Raw genomic sequence first — 20,249 nt, forward strand, 5'->3', positions numbered from 1 at the left:
CGCGGGAGGGCCGTCGGCGGCACGTGCGAGGATCTGCCGCATGTCCGAGCCGATCGTTCCGCTGCCCGCCGATCCCACCGCGTCCACGGTGTACCTGGACTGGCTGTCCGTCAGTTCGCCCGGTGCCGAACAGGGCGCCCGGGAGCAGTTCGCGGACGTCCTCGGCCCGCTCCCGGCCGCGGCCCGGCGGAAGCCGTCCCAGTTCCTGAACGGGCTGAAGGGCAGGGCCGGCCGGCTGCCCTCCCAGCACCTGCCGTGGTTCTGGGACACCGTCGGCCACCGGCTCGCCCGGTACCTGCCGCGGCAGTCCGGGCAGGCGTACGTGCTGGCGCGGGAGGCCGAGCGGCAGCACGCGCTGGCCGTCGACCCGGCCTACCACCGGGCGAACGCGCTGCTGTTCGCCGGCCTCGGGCTGCTGCCGGGCAAGGAGCTCGGGGCGCACCAGCGGTGGCTGGCCGCCACCCTGCCGCCGGAGGAGGCCCACCGGGAGTTCCACCGGTTCGTCTCCGCCTGGGCCGCGGGCGGCGCCACCCTCCCGGCCGACCTGCACACCCGGCTGCGCGCCTCCGGGAAGGCGGCCGGCCGCGGCCCTGAGGAGGACGCCGCACTGCTCGGCGGCCTGCTGGCGGGCTGCGCCGGCCGGCCGGTGCCCGATGCGCTGCTGGACGGCGCCGCAGCGCTGCTGGCGGCGCACCCGCCGACCGATGCGGTGCGGGCCGGCCTGCTGGAGCTGTTCCCCGAGCCGTCCACCGCGCTGGGATTCGCCCCCACCGGCGGGGGCGAGGCCTGGCTGCGGCTGCTCCGCGCCTCCGGCGCGGTCGACGCGCTCGCCGACGGCCGCCTGACGCCCGCGGACGGCCTGGCGGCCTGGCTCGGCCGGCTGCCGTACGAGTACGCGTTCAACCGGGTCGGCGGCGGCGGGATCACCCGCCGCCCGCTGACGCCCGAGGTCTTCGACCTGCTGCCGCCGCTCGCCGCCCGGCTGCGGGCCGAGGGCGTGCCGGTGCGGCTGCACGAGACCAAGTACCGGTCCTCCGGGCTGGACGCCGACCTCGCGGACGCCTGCCTCGCCGCGGGCATCCCGGTGGAGACCCCGCCGAGCACCGTCCGCCTCGACCTCTGGGGCACCGGCTCGCGCCGCGACCTGCGGGCGCTCGCCGCCGACCCGGTGCTCGGCCCCCGCCTGGAGGGCACCGTCCACGCCGACCTGCTGCGGGGCACCGCGGTCACCCGGCTGCCCGCGAACCCGGCGATCACCGGCGCCGTCCACGCCCGGATCGGCGGCCTGCTCGACGACCTGGCCGACGGCGGCCTGGGCGCCGCCGGGGAGGCCCTCGGCGCCCTGGAGACCCTGCTGGACCGGCCGACCGCCGCCGCCCTGGACGGCATCGAGGAGGCGCTGGCCGCCCTGGACCTCACCGGCCCGCTGCTGCGCACCCTGCGCACCGGCCTGCCCGAGGAGTTCGGCTGGCCGGCCTTCGACGAGGCCCTCGCCGAACTCGGCGCACCGCCCGCCGGCCGGACGGCGACCTGGCCGGTGCTCGTCCTGTACACCCGGGACCGCGCGGTGGCGATCGACCACCGCGGGCGGCGCGGCGGCTGTACCTTCGCGCTCCCCGAGGACGTCGCGCGGCACACCGTGCACTGGGCCGGCGGCGACTTCCTGATCGCCTGGACGACCGACACCCGGCACCCGTACACCCTGCACGCCCACTGGGCGGGCCGCCCCGACGACGTCTTCGAACCGGACTGCACGGTCGGCCTGTTGGGCCGCAGCGACACCGTCCTGGCGTTCGGGACACCGGACGGCACCGGCCGCTACGACGGGGTGCGGATCGTCCGGCCGGGCGACCGCGGGGGCATGGACTCCGCCCGGCAGCTCGGCGACGGCACCGCCGTCTGGAGCGGCGGGGCGCACGGCACCTCCGGCTGGGCCCGGCTCGACCCCGCGACGGGTGCCCGCACCGCCGGCGAGCGGGCCCTGCCCGCCCTGCTCGACGCGCCCGTCCCCGACGGCCACCGGCTCTGCCACGACCTGCTCAGCCTGGTCGCCCTGCCGGCCGGGGCGGATGCCGACGCCTCCCCGCTCGGCCACCGCGACGGGCAGGCCGGCTTCCGGGTGCTGCAGAGCACCGAATCGGGTCCCGGACGCGGATGGCAGTACCGGCTGGAGGGCGCGGACGGCCGCGCCGCCGAGCTCCGCACCCAGGATTCGCGGCACCCGTGGGGCATCGCCCGCTGGCCCGGGGGCGGCACCGACTGCGTCCTCACCGAGGAGAAGGGGATGCGCTGCCACGACGCCAGGGACGGCTCGCTGCTCTGGCAGGCCGGCACGGACGGCCCGGTGCTGCCCCCGCCGGTGTTCTGGCACTTCCTGGCACCGCGCCACCCGGCCTCCTCCGGCGCCCTGCGCACGGTCGGCGCCGACACCGCCGCCGCCCTGCTCGCCGTCGCCGACGAGAGCGCCCTGCACGCCGAACTCGCCCGCTGCGAACCGGGGCTGACGGACCGGGCGGTCACCGACGGCACAGTCCGTGCCGCCTGCCGCGCCCGGGCCCTGCTGGCCCGCCGCCGGGCGCTCTCCGAGCGGGTCGCGACCGTTCGCTCCGGCCGGCTGGCGCCGCTCGCCGAGACCTCCGACGTGCAACTGCTCACCGCGCTGCGCGGCCTGGTGGAGGTGCCCTCGTACTACCGGGCCGAGCCGCCGTCCCCGCAACCGGCCACCCTCACCGCGCTGGCCGCGGACGGCACCCGGCTGGCCGGGCGGCTCGGCGAGGAGGAGCGCCGGCTGAGCCCGCCCGCCCGCGCCCGGGACTGGACGCCGCTGCTCGGCCGGATCGACGCCCCCGCCTGGCGGCTCGCCACCGCCGCCACCCCGGAGGAGGACCGGCCGGCGCTGGCCGAACTGCTGCGCTGCTGGTCGCAGCAGCCCTTCGCGGAGGCCGGCAGCCGCTGGCGGCTCGGCGAGGCCGCCGGCGCGGCCCTCGCCGCCCGGCACGCCGAGGGCGGGCGGGTGCTCGCCGTCCGCACCGACACGCTCTCCCGTTTGGCACCGGCTCCCGGCCGGCCGCTCGACCCCGAGCTGGTGCACCGCTTCCTGCAGCCGGCCGGTGACCCGCCGCCGGAGGGCGCGGAGGAGCTGCAGGAGATCACGGTCGGGCGGGACGACACGGCCCGGCTCGGCCGGCTGCTCGACCTGCTCGCCGAGCACGGCCCGGTGCGGCCCGGCCCGGACGCCGTGGACGCCTTCGTCGCCCGCACCGGCGCCCGCCGGGCCACCGCCCGGCTGCTGCTCGACGGGCTGCCCCAACGCCTCGACCACGAGGCGCAGCTGAAGATGCTCACCGCGCAGCCGTACCGGGAGAGCGCCCGGGACGCCCGCGAGCTGCAGAGCGTGCTCCACAAGCTCGGCCCCGCCGGGCGGGCGGAGCTGCTGGCCGCCGCCGTCCCCGACGACCCGGCCGAGCTGTGGCAGCCCGGCGGGCCGGTCGCGGCGGCCGAGCGGATCGCCGGGGTGTGGGCCCGGCTGGTCGGCGTCGAGGAGGCGACGGACGAGGAGGCCGCGCGCGACCTGGAGCAGCAGACCGGCCTGGCCGGCGAGTGGTGGCGGATGCTCGTCTCCCCGGCCGGCGCCACCGATGCCACCGCCGTCCGCCGGTACACCCCGGCGGTGAGCCGGTACGGCTCCGTCCTGCTGCACTCCACCGATGCGGAGGGCCGGCCGGACCGGGCGTGGTACGCCCACGGCCGGCACCAGTTCGCGGCCGAGGCGACCGCCCTGGTGTGGGCGCTGACCATGCGCCCGGTCGGCGACCCGGTGGCCGCCCGGGCCGCCGAGCAGTGCGCCTGGCTGCACACCCGGCTCGCCGACCCGGCCCTGCTCGTCCCGGTCGGCATCCACTCGCTGCCCGGCGGCCCGGAGGACCGCGCCCGGGTGTTCGGCCCGGCCACCGTGCCCGTGCCGCTCGCCGACCCCGGTGACGACCGGGGCAGGGCCGAGCCGACCGTGCTGTACGACGACGGCCTGCTCGCCGTCCCCGCCGGGGGCGGCTACGGCACCGTGTACCTGCGTCCGGCCCGGCTCGCCGACCCGGCGGCCCGGCGGCGGCTCGCCGACCGCTGCGCCGCGCACCGCCTCGGCGGGCTGCCGGAGCGGGTGGGGCACGTCGAACTGCTCCTCCCGGGCGGCGGCCTGGAGCGGATGGTCCGCCGGGCCGCGGACACCCCCGTGCCCGCGGGCCGGTACGAGGCCGATCCGGCGCTGGGCGTGCCCGGGCTGGTCGCCGAGGTGTCCGGGGTGCTCGGCGTCGGCGCGGACGCGGCGGCCCTGCTGCTGCAGCTGCTCACCCTCGCCCGCCCCACCGACAAGGACGTCCGGCGGTGGAACGGCTGGACGCCGGCCCGGCACAAGGCTGCCCAGGAGGAGCTGGCGGCGGCGCGGCTGATCGAGACCGGCAAGCGGGCGCGGGCCGGCCGGACGGCCTTCGTGCCCGGCCCGTGGACCGATCTCAAGGCGCCCGAACTGCCGCTGGAGACGGCCAAGCTGGCCACCCACCTGGCCGGCCGGGAGTTCCGCAAGGAGGTCGAGGGACCGTTCCTGCGGCTGCTGCCGCCCAAGCCGCTGCACGAGATGTTCGCCGACGCCTGGGCGGCATTCGCAAATGCGGGCTGACCGGCGGATTCGACCCCGTTGCGGGGTTCCTCCGGTCCGTTCCTCGACCGCCCGGGATCGATTTCCAGAAGAATTCTGTCAGGATCATCTCACCTCGTGACAAGTGGACGCGTAGACTCCGAGCGGTTCGGCCGGCGGTCCTGACGGATGGTTCGCGGGCCGGTCCGGCGGCGACCCCCGCTCCAGTTCGGCAGCGCTGCGGGTCAGTTCGCACAGGCCTGATCCGGCCTCGCGCGAAGAGCCGCCCACAACAGGGCCGTTGGTCCCTGCCCTAACCCATTGTGCCTGGTTGGAGCGGTTGTTGGGCCTTCACGGCCGCGCCGTCCGGGCGTGCGGCCGGGGCAGCGGCTTTCCTTGTTGTTATACGGTGTGGCTAATATCCATCCGTCAGAGTCCTTATCAGATCCGACCAGTTCTGAACGACTGGCGTCATCTCCAAGGAGAATGCCCTGCGCACGCGCGCGTCTCGGCGGATCACGGGCCGGCTGTCGCTCCGCGCGACCCTGCTCGTGCTGGCGATCGTTCCCGGAGTGGCGCTGGCCGCGCTGTGGGCGGTCACCAGCGGACAGCTCCTGCTCGACTTCCAGCGGCAGGCCGCCCAGGGCCTGCTCGCCCAGAAGGCCGGCCAGCCGTCCAACATCGTCTACTACAACCTGCAGGAGGAGAGGCGCCTCAGCGCCGACGTCCTCGCCTCGCACAGCGGCGTCAGCGACGCGCTGCGCACCCAGCGCACCAAGACCGACGAAGCCGTCCGGCAGTTCCAGACGCTGTCCGGCGTCACCGCCGACGACGCGCCCACCGAGGTCCTGGAGGCCGTCCGGCAGGCCCGGCAGGCCATCAACCAGCTGCCCGCCCAGCGGGCCCTGGTCGACAACGGCGGCGACCAGCAGCAGGCCGCCGTCTACCGCTACTACACCGACCTGATCGCCGTGGACCTGCGGCTGTTCGCCTCGCTCAGCCACGTCGACAACGGCCGGATCACCACGATCTCCCAGCCGCTCGTCGACCTGTTCTGGGGCAAGGAGATGATCTCCCGCTCGGACGCGCTGCTCGCCCGCGGCTGGCCCGCCGGCAGCCTCAGTGCCGAGGAGCTCCAGCAGGTCCGGCAGGCGGTCTCCGAGCAGGACTTCCAGTTCGGCACCAAGGTCGCCCCCTACCTGCCCGCCGACGAGGCCGCCATGTGGCGGGCGATCGCCGACAGCCCGGCCTGGCAGGCCAAGACCCGGGTCGAACAGGACCTCCTCAAGCCCGCCGAGGCCGACCGCAACGGCCGGATCGCGCTCACCGCCGACCGCGCGGCCTGGCGCACGTCCGTCGACCAGGTCACCCCCCAGCTCGTCGCGCTGCTGGAGCACCGCACCCAGCTGGTCGTCGAGGAGGGCAAGGGCAGCATCATCACCCTCGCCGTCCGCCTCGGCCTGACCACCGTCGTCGGCCTGCTCGCCGTGATCGTGGTGGCCCTCGTCAGCTGGCGGTTCACCCGCACGCTGCGCCGCCGCATCGGCCGGCTCCACCAGCAGGCCGAGGAGCTGGAGACCGCCCTGCCGGAGGTCGTCGAACGGCTCGGCCAGGGCGAGCAGATCGACATCGAGGCACAGGCCAAGGCGATCGAACGCGACCCCTGGGCCCGTACCGAGGACGAACTCGCCAAGCTCGGCGCGGCGTTCAACCTGGCCCGGACGAGCGCCCTGCAGGCCGCCGTCGCCCAGGCCGAACAGCACCGCGGCTTCGAGCGCCTGCTGCAGCGGATCGCCCGCCGCACCCAGCTGCTCATCGGCCAGCAGCTCAAGAAGCTCGACGAGCTGGAGCGCCGCCACGAGGACCCGGAGATCCTGGAAGGGCTCTTCGATCTCGACCACCTCACCGCACGCCTGCGCCGCTACGAGGAGAACCTGGTCATCCTGGCCGGCGGCACCCCGCACCGCCGCTGGCGCAAGCCCGTCCCGCTGCTGGACGTGATGCGCGCCGCCCAGGGCGAGGTCCAGGACTACCGGCGCGTCGTGATCGACCTGGACGGCAGCCCCTGGCTGTCCGAGCGCGCCGTCGGCCCGGTCGCCCACGTGGTCGCCGAGCTCATCGAGAACGCGCTCAGCTTCTCCCGGCCGCCGAACCCGGTCGAGGTCCGGGCCGGCCGGGTCAGCCGCGGCGTGGCGATCGAGGTCGAGGACCGCGGCCTGGGCATGGAAGAGGAACAGATCGACGAGGCCAACGAGCTGATGACCCGTCCGCCCCGGGCCGACGTGCTCGCCCGCGGCGACGACATCCGCATGGGCTTCTACGTCATCGCCCGGCTCGCCGACCAGCACGGCCTGCGGATCGAGTTCCGGCAGTCGGCGTTCGGCGGCACCCGGGTCGTGGTGCTCGTCCCCGACGAGCTGATCGTCCCCGACCCGACGGCGCGGCCCACCGCCGTACCGCCGCTGCAGGGCACCGGCGGCCTGCCCACCAGGTCCCGCGGCCGGGCCCTGGCCGGCATCACCGCACTCGCCGGGGCGCCCGCCCCGGACGAGGCACCCGCGGGTACGCCCGTGGAGCGCCACCCGGTGCCGGAGGAGGCCCCGTACGTGCCGGTCGACGACCCGTACGCACCGAGCGGCGACCCGTACCCGCCGCAGCACCAGTTCGGTCTGCCGCAGGACACCGGTCGGCCGGCCGGCCACCACCCGCTGCCCGGCGCGCAGCCGGCGGCGGAGCACGGGCAGTCCTTCCCCGCCGCCCGGCCGCCGTACATCGCACCACTGGAGGGCATGCCCGCCCCCTACGGGCTGCCCGAGCCCTACCGGCCGCAGCCGGTGACCGCCGCCGACTGGCCGGCCCGGGTGCCCGCGCCCGCCGAGCTGGTGCCCCCGGTGCCGGTCCCGCCCGCCGTGCCGGCGATTCCCGCGCCGACCGCTCCGGCCGCCGGCGGCGGCGAACCCCCGCTGCCCCGCCGCATCCGCCAGGCCAGCCTGGTGGACGAGCTGCGGGTGGACCCGAACGACCCGCCGGCCGCACCCGCGCCGCCGCGCTGGGACGCCAACCCGCTGTTCCGGCCGGCCCCCCGACGGGCCGGAGCGGCGATCGGTGCCTTCCAGCGGCGGTCCCGGGAGGCCCGGGCCGGCGCCGCCCCCGCGGACGGAACCGGGCCCGGACAGCACCCCGGCGACACCTGGAACACCCAACCCATCCCGACGAGAGAAGACCGGTCATGACGCGCACAATCGCCACCCACCAGGACCTCGACTGGCTGCTCGACGGCCTGGTGGACTCGGTGGCCGGGACGAGGTACGCCGTCCTGCTCTCCGACGACGGCCTCGTGGTGAGCCATTCCCGCACCATCGACCGCTCCGACGCCGAGCGCCTGGCCGCCGTCGCCACCGGCCAGCAGAGCCTGGCCCGCGGGGTCGGCCAGCTCTTCGCCGGCGGCCCCGTCCACCAGGTGATCGTCGAACTCGCCGAGCTCTGGCTGTTCATCATCGCGGCCGGCCAGGGCACCCACCTGGCCGTCGTCGCCTCCCAGGAGGTCGACGCCGAGGTCATGTCGCTCGCCATGCACAACCTGGTGCAGCAGGTCGGCCAGAAGCTCAGCACCCCGCAGCGCGGCGAGTTCGACGCGTTCGCCGCGCGCGGCGGGCAGCGCGGGTGACCCCGTACTGGGACGAGGAGGAGGTCGACGACGGCGCGGACGGCATGGTCCGCCCGTACACCATCACCCGCGGCCGCACCGCGCCCGAGCGGGACGACCTCACCCTCATCACCCTGCTCACCACCGTGCAGGAGCCGGTCGACGCGTACGGCGCACCCGTCCGCCCCGGCCGGCTCCAGCCGGAGCACCGGATGATCATCGACCGGTGCCGCCGGCCGGCCGCCGTGGCCGAGGTCGCCGCCGACCTCGGCCTGCCGGTCTCGGTGACCAAGATCCTGCTCGGCGACCTCGTCGAGCAGGGCCTCCTGTCGGCCCGCGCCCCGCTCTCGGTGGCCCGGGCCGCGGGCGGCGCCGACCGCGGCCTGCTGGCCGCCGTACGTGAGGGACTGAGGAGGCTCTGAGTTGACTTCCTCCCCCTCCTGAAGGAGGGGGATTCCCCTCAGCCTCGCGGCTGAGCCGCTGCGCGGGTGCGCGGCGGTGGGACTACTTCCTGCTTCACCGACGACCGCCCGCCCGGAGTGCTCCGTTGAGGTCTTACACCGTCTCCACAGGCTGTTGCCGCCAGTCCGGCGGCCAGGATGTTGCGCGCCGCGTTCACGTCCCGGTTGTGGACCGCACCGCAGTCGCACGCCCACTCGCGGACGTTCAGCGGCATCTTGTCGCGGATCGCCCCGCAGGCCGAGCACAGCCGGGAGCTGGGGAACCACCGGTCGACGGTGATCAGCTCGCGGCCGTACCACGCGCACTTGTACTCCAGCATGGTCCGCAGCTCGCTCCAGCTCGCGTCCGAGATGGCTCGGGCGAGTGTGTGGTTCCGGAGCATGTTGCGGACCGTCAGGTCCTCGATCACGACCGTTTGGTTTTCGCGGACGAGTCGGGTGGTGAGCTTGTGCAGGAAGTCCCGGCGCCGGTCGGCGATCTTCGCGTGGACGCGGGCGACCTTCCTGCGGGCCTTCTCCCGGTTGTTCGAGCCCATGGCCTTGCGGGCGAGTTCGCTCTGGGCCCTGGCCAGACGCTCGCGGTCGGCGCGTTCGTGCTTCGGGTTGGTGATCTTCTCTCCGGTGGAGAGCGTCACCAGGCTGGTGATCCCGGCGTCGATGCCGACCGCCGCATTGGCGGGTGCGGGCATCGACGGGCGGTCGTCGCACAGCAGGGAGACGAACCACCGGCCGGCCGCGTCCTGAGACACGGTCACCGTGGACGGCGACCGACCCTCCGGGAGCGGCCGGGACCACACGATGTCCAGCGGATCCGTCATCTTGGCCAGAGTGAGCTTGCCATCCCGGTACCGGAACGCGCTGGTGGTGTACTCGGCGGACTTGCGGGACTTTTTCTTCGACTTGAACGTCGGGTATTTCGCCCGCCTGGTCCAGAAGTTGGAGAACGCCCCCTGCAGGTGCCGAAGGGCCTGCTGCAACGGCACGGAGGAGACCTCCGTGAGGAACGCCAGCTCCTCGGTCTTCTTCCACTCGGTAAGCATCGCCGACGTGGCGTTGTAGTTCACCCGCTCCTGGCGCATCGTCCACGCCTCCGTGCGGGCGGCCAGCGCCTTGTTGTACACGAGCCTCACGCACCCGAAGGTGCGCGACAGCTCGGCTGCCTGCGCATCAGTCGGGTAGAAGCGGAACTTGAAAGCCCGCTTCACGTGAGCGGCCGTCATGCTCACAAACTAGTGCGACCCATGGTAAAGACCAAATCTCCAGGTCAGGGCACTGCGGTCCGCCTTGCGGCTAATCGCAGCCTCTTGCCCTGCTCCGCAGGAGTTCCGTTTCCTCCCCCGGCTAAAGCCGGAGATATCCACGGAGGTATCCGATGACGACCACCCGGGCGGGCGCCGCCGCCGTCAAGATCCTGATCGCCGGCGGCTTCGGCGTCGGCAAGACCACCATGGTCGGCGCGGTCAGCGAGGTCGCCCCGCTGCGCACCGAGGAGTACCTGACCACGGCCAGCGTCGGCGTGGACGACCTCGACGGCGTCGGCCAGAAGGACACCACCACCGTCGCCCTGGACTTCGGCCGGATCACCGTCAACTCCGAGCTGGTGGTGTACCTCTTCGGCACGCCCGGCCAGGAGCGGTTCTGGTTCATGTGGAACGACCTGGTCAACGGCGCGCTCGGCGGTGTCGTCATCGCCGACACCCGGCGGCTGGAGACCAGCTTCGCCTCGATCGACTTCTTCGAGAGCCGGGGCATCCCCTTCGTGGTGGCGATCAACTGCTTCCACGGGGTCAACACCCGCTCCGCGGACGAGATCAGGGCCGCGCTCGACCTGGACCCGCACGTGCCGATGCTGGTCGGCGACGTCCGGGAGCGGCCCTTCGGACGGGACGTGCTGCTCGCCCTGGTCGACCACCTGATGGCCCTGCCCGTCGCCGGCTGACCGCCGGACCCGCTCCCGCGCCACCCGCACTCACGTCCTCCCGCACCACGCGGCCGGTCCCCCTGCCCGGCCGTCCCCCGAACCAACGGAGAGACCAGCCATGGCAACACCCCTGCGCGTCCTCGTCCACGGCGGCGGCATCGGCGGGCTCAGCCTCGCCGTCGCGCTCGCCCGCCGCGGCCACACCGTCGAGGTCGCCGAGGTCCGCGAGCAGCTCGACGCCCTCGGCGTCGGTATCATCCAGCCCTCCAACGCCCTGCACGTGATGCGCGAACTCGGCGTCCTCGAGGCCTGCCTGCAGGCCGGCTTCGAATGGGAGGTGCTGACCATCTGCGACCCGGCCGGCGCCACCCTCGCGAAGATCCCGCAGCCCCGGATGGACGAGGCACCCGCCAACAACGGCATACCGCGGCCCGCCCTCGCCGACCTGCTCGGCAGGGCCGCCGCCGAGGCCGGCGCGACCATCCGCTTCGGCACCACCGTCACCGAACTCGCCGACGACGGCGAGGGCGTGGACGTCACCCTGTCCGACGGCTCCACCGGCCGCTGGGACCTCGTCGTCGGCTTCGACGGCATCGGCTCCCCGCTGCGCACCCGGCTGTACGGCGACCGCTACCGCCCCCAGTACACCGGCTTCGCCAACTGGCGGGTGACGGTGCCCCGGCAGCCCGAGGTGCAGGGCGTGGTGATGAGCACCGGCAACCTCGCCGCCAAGGCGCTGCTCACCCCGATCACCGACGAACTCATGTACCTAGGCGCCGTGTTCGCCGAGGCCGAGGACTTCCGTCCGGACCCGGAGAAGGCCCACGGGCAGCTCGCCGAGCGGCTCTCCGGATTCGGCGGCCCGGTCGCCGAGGCGCTGGCGCAGGTCACCGACCCGGCGGCCGTGGTCTACTCGCGGATCTCCCAGGTCACCGTGGACGAGCCCTGGCACGTCGGCAGGGTGGTGCTGGCCGGCGACGCCGCCCACGCCTCCACCCCGCACCTGGCGCAGGGCGCCGCGATGGCCGTCGAGGACGCCCTGGTGCTGGCCCAGGAACTGGACGCCGCGGAGTCGGTGCCCGCCGCCCTGCAGGCCTGGGAGGCGCGGCGCCGCCCGCGGGCGATGTTCGTCCAGGCGCTGTCCCGGGCCGTCCTCAAGCAGGAGACCGGCACGCCCACCACGCCGGAGGAGGACGAGCTGCTGAAGATCGGCATCCCCGGCGCCGCCCACGTGCTCGTCAAGCCCTACTGACGGCTCCGGAACGATCCAGGGGGCGGGCCGCAGCGATGCGGCCCGCCCCCTGTGTTCCCCGGTCAGTTCACCGACGGGAAGAGGTCCAGGAACGGATCGGTGGTCACCGAGATGCCCCGGCCGAAGGGATCGTCGAAGTCCCAGATCAGGAACAGCAGGAAGGCGATCAGCGCGCTGAAGGTGCCCGCCAGGATCAACTCCCGCGGCGAGCGCCGGATCTGCAGGGCGAAGACCATGCCCACGGTCACCACCGCGCCCACGATCAGGCCGAACCACACCACGCCGGGCATGGTCGGCCCGGTGCTCTGGCCGCGGGTGCTGCGGGACTCGTCCGCGGCGGCGATCCGGTCCATGATCGGCTGGTAGGCCTGCGCCTCCAGGTCCGACTGCGGGGTCCGCGAGGCCACGTCCTGGCGCAGTCTGGCGAGCAGTTCGGTGCCGCGCGGCGAGATCTCGCCCTTCTCCTTCATGTACTGCCACTCGGTGTCCACCACGAAGGACACGTACGCGTCCACGTCGCCGCGCACCCGGGCCCGGAAGTCGGCCGGGTAGACCTCGGCCCGGGCGCTCACCTCGTGCAGCGCCTGTGCCTCGGTCAGCACCTCGTCCTGGGCGGCGCTGCGGCCCTCCCAGACGCCGGCGATGGCGAGGCCGAGGACGATCGCGTACACGACGCCGATCATCATGGTGATGTACTCGATGACGTCCGGGGTCTCGGTCGGGTCGTCGTCCTCCCCGACCCGGCGTTGGCGCAGCACCACCACCGCCACGACGACCAGGACGGACGCCGCCATGGCGATCGCCAGGGCGAGCCACTCCGACATGACAACTCCTGTTCAGCACTGGATGACCGGCCGTCCGGCGGACGGCCGGCGGGCGCGGGCCGGACGGGTCAGGACCGGCCGCCGCGGGCGGCCCGCCCGCGGACCTTGGCGGCGGCCGCGGCGAGGACGGCGGGGACGGTGACGATCATCATCGTGGTCACCGGGGAGGTGCTGCGGTGCCTTGTCGGGGCGGCGGCGGGCGGCGACAGCGGCATCCGGATCTTCCGCGGCGGTGCGGCCGGGGGCGGCGGCGTGGGCACGGGCGGCTCGGCGGCCTCGGGCGGTGCGGGCGCGGGTGTCGGCACAGGGTCGGGGGGTGGCGGCGGTGCGGGTGGCGCCGCCGCGGGCTGCGGGCTCGGCGGCTCCGGCGCGGGAGTGGGCGTCGGGGTCGGCACGGGCGTCGGCGTGGGGGTGGGTGTCGGCGTCGGGCTCGGTGTGGTCGGGCACGGCGTCGGCTTCGGCGGCGGACAGGGCTCGGTCGGCTTCGGGGGCTTGGCAGGCTTCGGAGGGTGCGCCGGGTGCGTCGGATGAACCGGGTGCGTGGGGTGTGTCGGGTGTGCCTGGTACGCGGCGACCGGCGCGTCCACGTCCACCTCGATCTGCACGTCCGTCCAGGTCTCCACCGCGATGTCGACCGCGCCGGCCGCGGACACCGAGACCCCGACCCTGGTGCAGTGCTCGACTCCGACCCCGATCCCCGGGGCGCCCGGCCGGCCGCCCGCGGCACCGGTCAGCAGGGCGCAGGCCGCCGTCGCCCCCAGCACGGCGCCGGCCAGGCGGGCGTGGCGGCCCGGCGGCGTGAACGGTTCCGGCATGGTGTGGTGGGTGCCTTTCGTTCCGGCGGCGGTCGGGGCGGGCTGGGCACGGCGGCGCCGGGCCGCCGCGGCGGCGGCCCGACACCGTGTCAACTCGATCTTGTACGGCCGGGTTACGGCCGTCACCCGGTCAGCCGCGGCCGCCCGCGATCTCGACGTTCTCCAGCACGCCGACCGCGTCCGGCACCAGGATCGCCGCCGAGTAGTAGGCGGTGACCAGGTACGAGATCAGTGCCTTCTCGTCGATGCCCATGAACCGGACGGAGAGGCTCGGCTGGTACTCGTCGGGGATGCCGGTCTGGTGCAGGCCGATGACGCCCTGGTTGTCCTCGCCGGTGCGCATCACCAGGATGGAGCTGGTGTGCTCCTTGGTGATCGGGATCTTGTTGCAGGGCAGGATCGGCACACCGCGCCAGGCCGGCACCTGCTGGCCCTGCAGGTCTACGTGGTCCGGGTACAGCCCGCGGGAGTTGAGCTCCCGGCCGATGGCGGCGATGGTCCGCGGGTGGGCCAGGAAGTACTCCGAGTCGCGGCGCCGGCTGAGCAGCTCGTCCAGGTCGTCGGGGGTGGGCGGGCCGGAGTGGGTCTGGATGCGCTGGTCGTAGTCGGCGTTGTTGAGCAGGCCGAACTCCGGGTTGTTGACCAGCTCGTGCTCCTGGCGCTCGCGCAGCGCCTCGATGGTCAGCCGCAGCTGCTGCTCGATCTGGTTCATCGGCTGGTTGTAGAGGTCCGCGACGCGGGTGTGCACCTTGAGCACGGTCTGCGCGACGCTGAGCTCGTACTCGCGGGGGCGCAGCTCGTAGTCGACGAAGGCGCCGGGCAGCCGGACCTCGCCGGTGTGGCCGGCCGACATGGCGATCTCGGCCTCGCCGCGCTCGTTCTGCCGCTGCTGCGGGAGCGAGCGGAACTCGAGGATGTGGTCGCGGAGGCTGGGGGAGCCGTCCAGTACTGCCTCGAACTCCCGGCGGGAGAGCGTGAGGAGGGTGCCGGCGGTGGCCGACCTGGCGGTGAACTCCCAGGTGGCGTCGGGGTCGAGCAGGGCGGCCTCGCCGAAGCGGTCGCCGTCGCCGATGATGCCGAGTTCGGTGGAGTCGCCGTACCGGCCGGTGCCGATCCGGCTGACCCTGCCGTGGGCGATCAGGTGGATCTGGTCGGCCGGGGCACCCTGCTCGACCAGCACCTCGCCGGGGCCGAAGTCCCGCTGGACGCAGCGGTCGGCCAGCGAGGTGAGCACGTCGAGGTCGTCGAAGCCCCGCAGCAGGGCGAGTTCACCGAGTTCGCGGGGGATCACCCGGACCTGCGAACCGGTCTTCACGAATTCGATCCGGCCGTCGCCGACGGTGTAGGTCAACCGCCGGTTGACCCGGTAGGTGCCGCCCGCGGTCTGCACCCAGGGCAGGACCCGCAGCAGCCAGCGGGAGGTGATCTCCTGCATCTGCGGGGCGGACTTGGTGGTCGTGGCCAGATTGCGGGCGGCAGCCGTGGCAAGGCTGGACTGCTGCTGCACCTGCGGTGCCTCCGGGCTCGCGTCCACGGACATCGGCAGGTTCTCCTTCGAATGGTGCCACCGCCCCGCACTCGGGCGTGACGGTACGTCAAATGAGGTTTCGGGAAGGGAATGCAGCGCCGGCCGTGCGGAGGGCGGCGCCCAGACCGGAACACTAGATCGTCCCGGAGCCCTTGATCGGCCGGACCGCCGGCGGCCACCCCATCAGGTGAAATCGCCTGCAGAAAGGATTGATCAGTGATCGACAACGGCGGACGGGGCCGGACACAACCGGGCGCGCGAAGGCGGTCCGGGGCGCGCCGGAGCGGCCGGACGACGCCGGACGCGCCGGGGCCGCGGCCGGTCCCGGGTGCGGGTCGGCATGCCGCCGGCCTGGCCGTTTCCCCCGCCGGAGGCGGTCTGCGGCCGGCGGTGCGCGGTGCCCGCCGCCGGCCCCGATCGGCTCCGACCGGCCGGGGCCGCCCGACGCGGCCCCGCACTCGCGCACGCGTTCGGTGAACGGGACGGCGTTCTGCGGCCCGCGGCACGCAGCCGGACGGGGAACCCCGGTCCCGTACCCATGCGTTGCACGGTTGTTCCGCCGGGTGGAGGACACCGGTTACCCGGCTCCGGCACGCACCTGATAGGAAGTCAGCAGTACAACGGGGGGAGCACCATGCCGGAACAGACATCGGCAGTCGTGATCATCGGCGCAGGGCCGGCCGGGCTGGTCCTGGGCAATCTGCTGCTGGCTGCCGGGGTCGGTTGCACCGTCCTGGAGCGGCAGAGCCGGGCCCATGTCGAGCAGCGGGCGCGCGCCGGGTTCCTGGCCGCCAACACCGTCCGGGTGCTCACCGAGCACGGCCTCGCCGACGGCCTGCTCAAGGGCGGGCAGCAGCACGACACCTGCGCCTTCCGCACCGCGTCCGGCGAGTTCGAGCTGCAGTACGGCACCCTGGGCCGCGGCGAGGTGCACACCGTGTACCCGCAGCAGCACCTGGTCCGCGACCTGGTGGCCGAGTTCCTCGCCCGCGGCGGCGACCTGCGCTTCGAGACCGCGGCCGTGGCCGTCACCGGCCTGACCGGCGACCGCCCGCAGGTCACCGTCCGGGCCGCGGACGGCGGCCTGCACCGGCTGCAGTGCCGGTTCGTGGCCGGCTGCGACGGCCGGCACGGCATCGCCCGCACCGCCGTCCCCGCCGGGGCGGCCCGCCGCTTCCGCCGCGACCACGGCGTCTCCTGGCTGGCGCTGCTCGCCGCCGCCCCGCAGAGCATGGCCGCCGTCGCCTACGCCGTCCACGAGGACGGCTTCGCCGGCCACATGGCCCGCACACCCGACATCACCCGCTACTACCTGCAGGTCCCGCGCGGCGAGGACCCGGCCGACTGGCCGGACGCCCGGATCTGGGAGGAACTGCGCCACCGCATGCGCGCCGACCGGTACGGGCCGCTGAACGAAGGCGCGGTCCTGGAACGCCGCATCGTCGACATGGCCTCCGACGTCCTCGACCCGATCCAGTACGGGCGGCTGTTCCTGGTCGGCGACGCCGCCAGCCTGATCAGCCCCTCCGCCGCCAAGGGCGCCAACCTCGCCGTCATGGAGGCCGAGACGCTCGCCCGGGCGATGGTCCCGGCGCTGCGCGGCGGCGACGAGCAGCGGCTCGCCCGCTACTCCGCCGACTGCCTGCCGCGGATCTGGCGCGCCCAGGAGTTCTCGCACTGGATGATCAACCTGCTGCACGGGCCCGCCGGCACCGGGGACGAGGCCGTCTTCCTCCGCGAACTGCAGCGCGCCCGGCTGGAGAGCCTGCAGACCTCCCGCCGCCACCAGGACCACTTCGCCGAGAACTACGTCGGCATCTGACCGACCGTCACCCGACCACCCTCAGACCGCCCGTTCCACGGGGGAGACATCAGCATGGGCACCGACCCCTGCGCGGCCCCGCCGCGCCTCGATCCGCACGACCTCGACCGCATCCGCCGGGCCGCCGCCTTCGTCGCGGCCAGTGACACCGCCTCCGTCCTCGCCGACTTACTGCCCGGCCTCCCCGCCGCCGAACGGGACGCCGTCGCGGCGCACAGCCGCTTCACCCACGCCGCCGTCCTGGTCTTCCCGCCCTCCCTGGCCGGGCTGCGCGACCTGCTGCACGAGGAAGGGCTGGCCGTCGGGCCGGTCACCCCCAGCGTCGTCGTCCGCGACCGGCTGGCCCGCCGGTACGGGCGCAGCGCCGACGCCCTGGAGGTCGGCATCCTGCGCGCCCCGGTGACCGCCGCCGACGGCAGCCCGTGCGAGATCGAGATCTTCGCGCTCGCCGTCCCGCCCGGCTCCGGCCTCGACACCGTCGCCGCGGGCGAGCGCGCCCACGACCACGAGGCGCACCTCGCCCTCGAGGTCACCACGCCCGGCCCGGTCGTCCTCGCGGGGCTGCGCGCCACCCTGCTCGGCCGTGGCGGCACCACGGCCGACGGCGGGGGCCACAACGCCCACGAGGACGTCACCGTCCTCTACTTCCGCGCCGGTGACGGCGGCCGGTACCAGCGACTGGAACTCAACGCCAGGGGCCACCACCCGGGCGTGCTCGCCGAGCACGGCCGCTCCGGCGACCGCCCCGCCGAGCGGCTGCTCCAGCTGATGACCGGCGCCTGGGCCACCCAGGCCATCGCCGTGGCCGCCGACCTCCGGCTCGCCGACCACCTGGACACCGCGCCGCGGCCCGGCCCCGAGCGGCTCGCCGAACTCACCGGCGCCCACCCCGACAGCCTCCGCCGCCTGCTGCGCTACCTCACCGCCCTCGGTGTGTTCGCCCCCGACGGCGCAGGCAGCCACCGGCCCACCGAGCTCGGCCGACTGCTGCGCACCGGCGCCGACCAGTCGCTGCACCCGCTCGCCCTGCTCTACGGCGGCCCGTTCTACGAGTCCTTCGGCGCCCTCGGGCACGCGGTCCGAACCGGCCGGGACGCCTTCGAGCACACCTTCGGCGCCCACCACTTCGCGCACTTCGCGCAGGACCCGGAGCTGGCCGACCTGTTCGACCGGTCGATGGCGGCCAGCACCCAGATGTTCGACCCGATCGCAGAACTGGTCGACTTCACCACCGCCCGCGTGGTGGTGGACGTCGCCGGCGGCAACGGCGCCCTGCTCGGCCGCGTGCTGCAGGCCCACCCGCACCTGGAGGGCGTCCTGCTGGAGCGCCCGCACGTCGTGGAGGCCGCCCGCGCGGCCCTGACGAAGGCCGGGTGCATCGACCGCTGCCGGCTGGTGACGGGCGACTTCACCGACGAGGTGCCCGGTGGCGGCGACGTCTACCTGCTCTCCCGGGTGCTGCACGACTGGGACGACCGGCAGTGCCTCGGCATCCTGCAGCGGCTCGCCGCGGCCGTCCCCGAGCACGCCGAACTCCTCGTGGTGGAACGGCTGCTGCCCGCGGACGGCGACCCCTCGCCCTCGCTCGCCGTGCCGTGGGACGTCCACATGCTGTGCAACGTGGGCGGCCGCGAGCGGACGGCCGAGCACTACGGCCGGCTGCTCGCCGAGGCCGGCTTCGACCTGACCGGCGTCGCCGAACTCCCCCTGGACGGCGCCCTGCTGTCGGCCCGCCGCACCTCCTGAGCACGCCTCGGCCGAGAACGGCCCGGCCGGACGGCACCGCCGCCCGGCCGGGCCGGTCATCCCATGGGTACGTCCGCCCTCTTCAGGGCGGCCCGCAGCACGAACGCGCCGCCGATCTCGATCAGGCCGAGCAGCAGCAGCCACAGGCCGAGCAGCCGGGCCAGTGCGACGGCCGACTCGACCGGGTAGGCGAGCACCACGATGCCGGCGATGACGCCGATCGCACCGAGGAAGACCGACAGTCCGCGGCCCGGTGCGTTCTTGTTGGAGATCGCGACGAACAGGGTGACGATCCCGGCCAGCAGCCAGTACAGGCCGACGACGATCGCCAGGAAGCCGACCGTCTGCAGCTGGTGCCGCAGCACCAGGACGCCGGCCAGTACGGACAGCAGCGCGATCAGCACGTACAGGACGCGGCTGCCGCTGCTGGCGTCGTGGGTGAAGGCGGTGACGAACCGGATCACGCCGGCCACCAGCAGCTGCAGGCCGATGATGATCGCCACCACCCGGGTGGTCTCCTCCGGCCAGGCGAGCATGACGATGCCCGCGAGGACGGTCAGGATGCCGAAGCTCAGCGGCCACAGCCAGGACCGGCCCAGACCGGTCAGCAGATCCTGCGGGTCCGCGGCGGGGCGGGACGGTGCGGTCATGGGGTGCTCCCTCGATGTGCGGAGCCGGCGCCCGGGAGGCGCCCGGGCGATCAGTCTCGCGCGCCGGCCGCCCGCGGAGATCACCCGCACCGGGTGGTGCGGGCGCGCCCGCTGCCGAGGACGGTTGACGCCAGGGCGATCCGTGCGGAGCACGGCCGCCCACCCGCCTCCCCGCCCGGGGCAGGCCGCCTAGACAGGAGGCGAACGGTGGACTACCCGCTGCTCAACATCTTCTGGACCATGTTGTGGCTGTTCCTGTGGATCCTGTGGTTCTTCCTGCTCTTCCGGATCTTCGGGGACCTCTTCCGGGACGACTCGGTCAACGGGTGGGGCAAGGCAGGCTGGTGCATCTTCCTCATCCTGATCCCGTTCCTCGGCGTGTTCGTCTACCTGATCGCCCGCGGCAAGGGGATGGGCCAACGCGAGTTCCAGATGCGGGCGCAGGCCGAGCAGGACTTCCGCTCCTACGTCCAGCAGGCCGCGGCCGGCTCCGGGCCCGGTCCCTCCAGCCACGTCGACGAGCTGGCCAAGCTCGCCGAGCTCAAGAAGAGCGGCGCCATCTCCGACCAGGAGTACGAACAGGCCAAGGCCAAGGTCCTGGCCTGACCCGAAGGCCGGGCACGGCAGGTGCGCCGGACCGCTGCAGTCGGCGGTCCGGCGCACCCGTGCGGGCCGGAGGGCGCTCAGTCCGGCAGCTGCCGGAACTCCACGACGCGCAGGCCGAGCGCCCGGAAGCGCGCGAGCAGCCCGTACAGGTGCGCCTCGTCGACGACCTGGCCGAACAGCACGGTCTGGCTCGGGACGACGTAGCTGTCGAGCTCGGGGAACCCCTCGGAGAGCATGGTCTCCGACATCGTCCCTGCAACGCGGATCTCGTAGTGCATGGGCACGCTTCCCTCGAAACCCCGTGGCCTTCGGCCCCCCGCCCACCACGCTCCCCGCTGCGGCGGCCGA

15 protein-coding genes are annotated in these 20,249 nt (G+C 74.3%); 9 read left to right on the plus strand and 6 right to left on the minus strand.

The window, feature by feature from the left end; translation table 11 throughout:
* Positions 1-40: 40 nt before the first annotated feature.
* From ACQ614_RS27395 to ACQ614_RS27410, 4 genes are all read left to right on the plus strand, one after another.
* Positions 41-4,672 carry a hypothetical protein gene (locus ACQ614_RS27395; protein ID WP_431681403.1) on the plus strand — a complete coding sequence of 1,544 codons (4,632 nt, stop codon included), beginning with the start codon at positions 41-43 and terminating at the stop codon, positions 4,670-4,672.
* A gap of 509 nt (positions 4,673-5,181) precedes the next feature.
* Positions 5,182-7,863: a nitrate- and nitrite sensing domain-containing protein gene (locus ACQ614_RS27400; protein ID WP_431681405.1), complete on the plus strand. Its 2,682-nt coding sequence runs from the start codon at positions 5,182-5,184 to the stop codon at positions 7,861-7,863.
* Entirely contained in the window at positions 7,860-8,297 is a 438-nt protein-coding gene (locus tag ACQ614_RS27405) for a roadblock/LC7 domain-containing protein (protein WP_431681406.1), read from the plus strand. The genes ACQ614_RS27400 and ACQ614_RS27405 overlap by 4 nt, the downstream gene beginning before the upstream one ends.
* Positions 8,294-8,698 carry a DUF742 domain-containing protein gene (locus ACQ614_RS27410; protein WP_431681407.1) on the plus strand — a complete coding sequence of 135 codons (405 nt, stop codon included), beginning with the start codon at positions 8,294-8,296 and terminating at the stop codon, positions 8,696-8,698. The genes ACQ614_RS27405 and ACQ614_RS27410 overlap by 4 nt, the downstream gene beginning before the upstream one ends.
* A gap of 38 nt (positions 8,699-8,736) precedes the next feature.
* Here ACQ614_RS27410 and ACQ614_RS27415 read toward each other — a convergent pair whose 3' ends face one another.
* Positions 8,737-9,957: an RNA-guided endonuclease InsQ/TnpB family protein gene (locus ACQ614_RS27415; protein ID WP_431684040.1), complete on the minus strand. Its 1,221-nt coding sequence runs from the start codon at positions 9,955-9,957 to the stop codon at positions 8,737-8,739.
* Positions 9,958-10,109: 152 nt separating this feature from the next.
* Here ACQ614_RS27415 and ACQ614_RS27420 point away from each other — a divergent pair, with 152 nt between their 5' ends.
* Both ACQ614_RS27420 and ACQ614_RS27425 read left to right on the plus strand, forming a co-directional pair.
* Positions 10,110-10,676, plus strand: coding sequence for a GTP-binding protein (locus ACQ614_RS27420; protein WP_363499212.1), 567 nt, complete (start codon positions 10,110-10,112; stop codon positions 10,674-10,676).
* 100 nt (positions 10,677-10,776) lie between these two features.
* Positions 10,777-11,910, plus strand: coding sequence for an FAD-dependent monooxygenase (locus ACQ614_RS27425; RefSeq protein ID WP_431681408.1), 1,134 nt, complete (start codon positions 10,777-10,779; stop codon positions 11,908-11,910).
* A 62-nt stretch (positions 11,911-11,972) separates the two neighbouring features.
* On the opposite strand, the gene ACQ614_RS27430 is transcribed toward ACQ614_RS27425, so the two are convergent.
* The 3 genes from ACQ614_RS27430 to ACQ614_RS27440 all read right to left on the minus strand — a co-directional run bounded on the left by ACQ614_RS27430 (position 11,973) and on the right by ACQ614_RS27440 (position 15,089).
* On the minus strand, positions 11,973-12,734 hold the full coding sequence (locus ACQ614_RS27430) for a DUF4239 domain-containing protein (protein WP_431681409.1): 762 nt from the start codon (positions 12,732-12,734) through the stop codon (positions 11,973-11,975).
* 68 nt (positions 12,735-12,802) lie between these two features.
* Entirely contained in the window at positions 12,803-13,549 is a 747-nt protein-coding gene (locus tag ACQ614_RS27435) for a hypothetical protein (protein WP_431681410.1), read from the minus strand.
* A 130-nt stretch (positions 13,550-13,679) separates the two neighbouring features.
* Positions 13,680-15,089 (minus strand): family 2B encapsulin nanocompartment shell protein, encoded by a 1,410-nt coding sequence (locus tag ACQ614_RS27440; RefSeq protein ID WP_431681411.1) that lies wholly within the window; start codon positions 15,087-15,089, stop codon positions 13,680-13,682.
* Positions 15,090-15,711: 622 nt separating this feature from the next.
* Between ACQ614_RS27440 and ACQ614_RS27445 the strand changes: the two genes are divergently transcribed.
* Positions 15,712-16,899, plus strand: coding sequence for a 4-hydroxybenzoate 3-monooxygenase (locus ACQ614_RS27445; RefSeq protein WP_431681412.1), 1,188 nt, complete (start codon positions 15,712-15,714; stop codon positions 16,897-16,899).
* 54 nt (positions 16,900-16,953) lie between these two features.
* The gene (locus tag ACQ614_RS27450; protein ID WP_431681414.1) at positions 16,954-18,645 is read left to right on the plus strand and encodes a methyltransferase; all 1,692 of its coding nucleotides are present in this window, start codon (positions 16,954-16,956) and stop codon (positions 18,643-18,645) included.
* 56 nt (positions 18,646-18,701) lie between these two features.
* Here ACQ614_RS27450 and ACQ614_RS27455 read toward each other — a convergent pair whose 3' ends face one another.
* Positions 18,702-19,295, minus strand: coding sequence for an HdeD family acid-resistance protein (locus ACQ614_RS27455; protein ID WP_431681415.1), 594 nt, complete (start codon positions 19,293-19,295; stop codon positions 18,702-18,704).
* A 240-nt stretch (positions 19,296-19,535) separates the two neighbouring features.
* Here ACQ614_RS27455 and ACQ614_RS27460 point away from each other — a divergent pair, with 240 nt between their 5' ends.
* Positions 19,536-19,901 carry an SHOCT domain-containing protein gene (locus ACQ614_RS27460; RefSeq protein WP_431684041.1) on the plus strand — a complete coding sequence of 122 codons (366 nt, stop codon included), beginning with the start codon at positions 19,536-19,538 and terminating at the stop codon, positions 19,899-19,901.
* Positions 19,902-19,978: 77 nt separating this feature from the next.
* Here the strand turns inward: ACQ614_RS27460 and ACQ614_RS27465 are convergent, their stop codons facing one another.
* A complete protein-coding gene (locus tag ACQ614_RS27465; RefSeq protein WP_363499125.1) occupies positions 19,979-20,179 on the minus strand; it encodes a hypothetical protein in 201 nt (66 codons plus the stop codon).
* Positions 20,180-20,249 lie beyond the last annotated feature (70 nt).

It is taken from the genome of Kitasatospora dryopteridis, from assembly GCF_050749075.1.
Taxonomy (GTDB): domain Bacteria; phylum Actinomycetota; class Actinomycetes; order Streptomycetales; family Streptomycetaceae; genus Kitasatospora.